Origin of the sequence: Oceanicella sp. SM1341 (assembly GCF_003448965.1) — a bacterium.
Lineage (GTDB): Bacteria > Pseudomonadota > Alphaproteobacteria > Rhodobacterales > Rhodobacteraceae > Paroceanicella.
In genome coordinates this window covers 1-5,144 of sequence record NZ_QRGC01000063.1, presented here as the reverse complement: position 1 = coordinate 5,144, position 5,144 = coordinate 1, and the positions used below count along the sequence as shown (strand labels likewise).

Below are 5,144 nucleotides of genomic sequence, written 5' to 3'. Positions count from 1 at the left end.
GCGGGCCCGGCGGCGGCTCGATCGCGCTCGGCGCGCCGGGCGAGGGCGCGGGCCCCCGTCGCCTCCGCCGCGTGCAGGGCCGCGGCGAGGCTTGCCGCCGCGGGCGCCTCCTGCGCCAGGCAGCGGTGGATGGCGGCCTTCTCGCGGTGCAGTTCCGCGTCCCACCAGCACGCCCCGCTGCGCCGCCCGTCCTCCAGCGCCCGGTCGAGCGCCGCGAGCCCCTCGGCATGGCGCCCGAGGCCGCAGAGCGCCCGCGCCTCCGTCGCCACGAACATCGGCTCGAACAGCACGAACCCCGCCCGGCGCAGCGGCTCGAGGTTCCGGCGCAGCTGGCGCAGCCCCGCGGCATGGTCGCCCGCGCGCTGCACGAGCCCGGCCTCGAAACACTCCGCGTAGGTGTTCCACACGTCGAGCGAGACCATGCGCGTGTGCTCCCGGAGCTGGGCGAGATAGCCCGAGGCCAGCGCCGCATCCCCCGCCATGAGCGCGAGCGGGCAGGCCGCCTCGGCCAGCACGTTGGACACCGAGGCGAGATGGCGCACGGACCAGGCCCGCTCGAGGGCGGCCGCCGCCTCCTCCAGCCCGCCGGCCTCGTCGCCGAGAAACCAGCGGCAGCGTGCGAGGATGATGCGGGCGGTCACCCCCTGGTCGAAGTGGAAGCGCACCGAATGGCCGCCCTCGGGCAGGTACTCGTAGTCGAGCAGCATCGCCTCCAGCCCGGCTGCGGCATCGGCGTGCCGGCCCAGCCAGTGCAGGGTGGCCGCCTGCATCCGCCGCGCCACCAGCGCGTCGCCCGGCGTGCCGGAGGCCCGGGCGAGGGCGGCGAAGCGCCCGGCCAGCGCGAGCCCCTGGCGCGGCTGCCCGCGGTTTATCGCGTCGACCCACAGCGCCCAGGTGGCGCGGAGCTGGTGATCGGTGTCCCCCAGCCGCCCGGCGATGCGCGCGAGCGCGTTCCAGGCCGCCACGCCGCGGTCCGGCGCGTCGGCGGAGATGAGCTGCGGCCAGCCGAGCGCGGTGTAGAGCTTCATCCGCAGGGTCTCGTCGAGGTCCGGGTTCGCGTCGAGATAGCGGATGGAGGCGGTCACGGTGGCGATGCACTCGTCGAAGAGCGAGAGCTTGAAGTAGAGCGGCAGGGCCTCGCCCGTCAGCCGGGCGCCGCCCAGCATGTCGCCGCCCGGCGCGAAGCACCAGTCGAGGCAGGCCCCGAGACTGGCGACGAGATGGCCGTACTCGGCGGCCACCTCCCCGGCGGTGCCGGCATAGAGCCGGGTGTTCGCCGCCGCGAGCAGGCCGCGCAGGTGCAGCCCGAGGCGCAGCATGGCCGGGCGCAGCGCGCCGCTCTCCACCAGCTTCTCGTGGGCGTAGAGGCGGGTGGTGTCGAGCAGGCGGTAGAACGGGTCCGGGCCGTCGGTGTCGAGCACCACGAGCGACTTGGCGACCAGCGCGGCGAGATGGTCCGCCCCGTCCTCGCTCAGCACCGCCTCGGCCGCGCTGCCGGTGAAGCGGCCGCGGAACACCGACAGCTCGCGCAGCGCCCGGCTCTCGGCCGGCTCCAGCAGCATGTAGCTCCAGTCCAGCGTGGCCCGCAGCGTCTGGTGGCGGGCAAGCGCGGTGCGCCGGCCGCGGCTGAGCACCCGGAAACTGTCGGTGAGCGACCCCGCCAGCGCTGCGAGGCCCATCGTCTCCAGCCGGCCGGCCGCGAGCTCGATCGCCAGCGCGATACCGTCGAGCCGGTTGCAGATCTCCACCACCAGCGGCGCGTCCGTCGCGGTGAGCTCGTAGCCGCCCAGCGAGGCGTCGGCCCGCTCGAGAAAGAGCTGCACCGCCGGCGCGGCGGCGATGGCGTCGGCGGGCGCCCCTGCCTCCGGTGTCCCGAGCGGCGGCAGGCGGTACACCCGCTCGCCGAGCGCGCGCAGCGGCTCGCGGCTGGTGGCGAGGAAGCACACCCGGCCGCTGCGCGCCAGCACGCCCTCCACCAGCGTGGTCACGCCCTCGACGACATGCTCGCAATTGTCGAGCACCACGAGGGTGGGCTCCGCCTCCATCGCCCGGGCGAGGGCCTCGCACAGGTCCCGGGCCCGGGTGGCGACACCGAATGCCGTGGCGACGGTCGCGGCCACGCGCTCGCCGGAGGTGACCTCGGAGAGATCGATCCACTCGGTCCGCGGCGCCTCCGCCACCCGGCGTGCAACGACCCGCGCCACGGTCGACTTGCCGATGCCGCCGGGCCCGGTGAGGGTCACGAGGCGGCCCTTGCCGAGCTGGGCGAGCACGGTCTCCACGCTCTGCTCCCGCCCGAACACCCGGGGCAGGCCGGGCAGGCGGGGCGCGGGGAGGGGCGCGCCGTCGCCCCCGGGGGCCGCCGCGCCGCCGCCCTGCCGGGAGACCGGGGCGATGAAGGCATAGCCCCGGCCGGGCACGTTCGCGATGTAGCGCGGGGTGGCGCGGGTGTCGCCCAGGGCCTTGCGCAGGCCGGAGACATGCACCCGCAGGTTCGCCCCCTCCACATGCGTGTCGGGCCAGACATGGGCGACGATCTCCTGGTGCGAGCGCACCGCGCCGGGGGTGGCGACGAGGCACAGCAGCACGTCGAGCGCCCGGCTGCCCAGGGCGACGACCTCACCGTCGCGCAGCAGGCTCCGCCGCTCGGGAACCAGCGCGAAGGGGCCAAAACGGAGCGTCTCTTCCATCCCGTGCCTCGAACCGCCATCCGGTGAGGGCAGTCCCGGCGTCGGCCGCCGGGAGTCTGCCGGGCAGAACTGTACACGAGTATTTCGCTCCGGTGTGCAAGTTAGATGCAGGCGGCGCGCGCGGCGGCGTCACTCGGCGGGCATGACCCGCCCCGGCAGGCTGAGGTCGCCCGAGGCGACCTTGAACACCGCTTCCACGCAGAGCAGCGGGGCATGCAGGTCGGCGTTGATCCTCAGCCCGGCGGTCACCCCGTCGAAGGAGGCCCCGGCAAGACCGCCCGCCGCCGCGAGCGGCACCGCGACCTCCACCGTGTCGGTCTCGAGGCGCAGGGGGTAGTCGGGGCTGTCGATCAGCAGCGGCACGCCGGGCCAGGTGGGCGGCACGCGCGGGGTTGCGCCCTCGGGGATGTCGCTCACCTTCAGCCCGCCGCCGCAGGCGGGGTCGGGGCCCAGCACCACCCAGTGCGGGTGCCAGACGTCGCGATTGGTACCGCCGCCGGCGGCGTCGTCGAAATCCGGGTGGAAGGTGACGGCAAGCGCCACGATGCCCCGGCCCGGCTCGAAGCCGATCTCGCCGCTGTCGAGCGAGGTGGGCCAGACATAGGCATGCACGCCGGAGCCGGCGAAGGCGCCCGTGGCCTCCGGCCTGTCCTGCCCTGCCGCACCGCGCACCCGGGTGCTGAACAGCACCTGCCCGTCGCGGAGCACGACACGGGTCTCGACGATGTCGAAGGCGGCTGTCACCGCTTCCGAGGGCGGGCTGAGCACCGGATGGGCCAGGGCGGGGAGGGGGAGGGCGAGCAGCAGCGCTGCGATGGCGGAACCTGCGGTCATCGTCTCTGTCCTTTGCAAGAGGAGGAAGGGGCGGGCCCGGCGACCGGGAAACCCGACTGTCCCCAGCCTGTGGATCGCCGCCCCGCAGCGCGAGTAAAGCGTGGAAAAGAGATGCAAATCCGCGGTGCGGCCGGGCGCGGAACCGCTCGCCGCACTGCCCTGGCCCCTCGATGCGCCGGAGGGCCGAAAGCCTGCCGCGGGTCCGCCGGACGGGGCGTCGCCCGGTGATCGTCCCGGCGCGGACCCTCGCACAGGCGGGGGCTGATCCGGAAGTTATCAAATCTCCATGTATTGGTGTAAAATTTTACATTTATATTTATCCATTAAATAAAAATATAATAGAATAAATATCCGAAGCGCGGATCTGAATTGGGTAGAATTTTTTATATAAGTATTACTTAAATACTTTTGCTGCACAAGAGGGCGGTTACCACGACAGGGAGTGGAGAGTGGCATGAGCAACGCATCGTCCGGCTCCGGCGGAGCCACGGCGTCTTCGGCAGCCGATGCGCCGGCTGTCCTGGACGCAGAGATGTTCACGGCGGAAGATCTCGACGCCATCGCGCAGTCCGCGTCCGGGCTGAGCGATGCGGGTGAAGCCGTGGGCGCATTGTCCGCGCTGGGGGCCGACGGGGCGGGATCGGTCGGCATGACCGATGACGCCCTTGCCGCCTCGCGCACCGGCACCTTGCTCAACAGCACGCTCAGCACCGCCGTCGCCGATCCGGTCGACACCCAAGGCCCGGCCGGGGAAGATCCCGCCGCGGCGGATCCCGGCCTCCAGCCCGAAGCCGTGCTCGCGCCCGGTCCCGCGCCCGGCGGCGTGACCGATCGCACGCCGGGCGCGACTTTCGATCAGGCCGGTTCTCCCGAGGCGGCGATCCTCTCCGCCCCGGCAGCGAGCGCTGCCGCCGCGTCGGTCACGGCGCGTGCGCCCGCAACCGAGCCCGCGGACGGCGGGAGCGCGACCCCGGTCGCCCCGCTGCCAGACCCTGGGCCCGGGCCGGGTGGTGAGGTCGACCCCGATACCGGAGGCCAGGTCCCGGGCCCCGCGGGGCCCGACATCGTCGCCCGCGACCCGGAGGCACTTGCCCCCGACACGCCGCTCACCGGCCCCGACATGCCCGACCTTCCGTCCGTCACCCCCGACGCGCCGCAGGACGAGGAGGTCGCCCCCGTTGTCGACGGTCCTCCGAATCCCGAGCCGCCGACCGGGGACGTGGTTGACCATGGCGATCCCGACGGCGGCCCCACCGACCCGGTGACCCCCGAGGTGCCCACCGGGCCCGGAGTGGTCGTGGACCTCGATCCGGAAGTCGAGGTTCCCGATATCTCCGTCCCCGATGTTTCCGGCCCGATCAATCCCGGGGCCGACCCCGACCCCGACATCGATCCCGACATCGACATCGACCTCGGAGACATCGATATCGAAGTCGGCCTCGACCCGATCGAGGAGATCGTGGGCGATATCGATGTCGTCCTCGGCCCCGGCGACCCCCTCCCGGAAGGCGAGGCGGACCCGGACATCGACCTCTCGCTCGGTGACCTCGATGTCGAGATCGGCCTCGACCCTGTGGAAGAGCTCGTGGGCGACATCGACGTCGTGGCTGACCTCGGGGA

General features: G+C 73.0%; 2 protein-coding genes and 1 pseudogene. 1 reads left to right on the top strand and 2 read right to left on the bottom strand.

What is annotated here, in order from left to right:
- A partial coding sequence (locus D3P35_RS25510; RefSeq protein ID WP_118138743.1) for a winged helix-turn-helix domain-containing protein occupies positions 1 to 2,690 on the bottom strand: 2,690 nt, incomplete at its 3' end.
- A gap of 129 nt (positions 2,691 to 2,819) precedes the next feature.
- A complete protein-coding gene (locus D3P35_RS25505; RefSeq protein ID WP_118138742.1) occupies positions 2,820 to 3,524 on the bottom strand; it encodes a hypothetical protein in 705 nt (234 codons plus the stop codon).
- A gap of 454 nt (positions 3,525 to 3,978) precedes the next feature.
- Between D3P35_RS25505 and D3P35_RS25500 the strand changes: the two are divergent.
- Positions 3,979 to 5,144 (top strand): annotated as a pseudogene (locus tag D3P35_RS25500) (hypothetical protein); the annotation flags it as partial.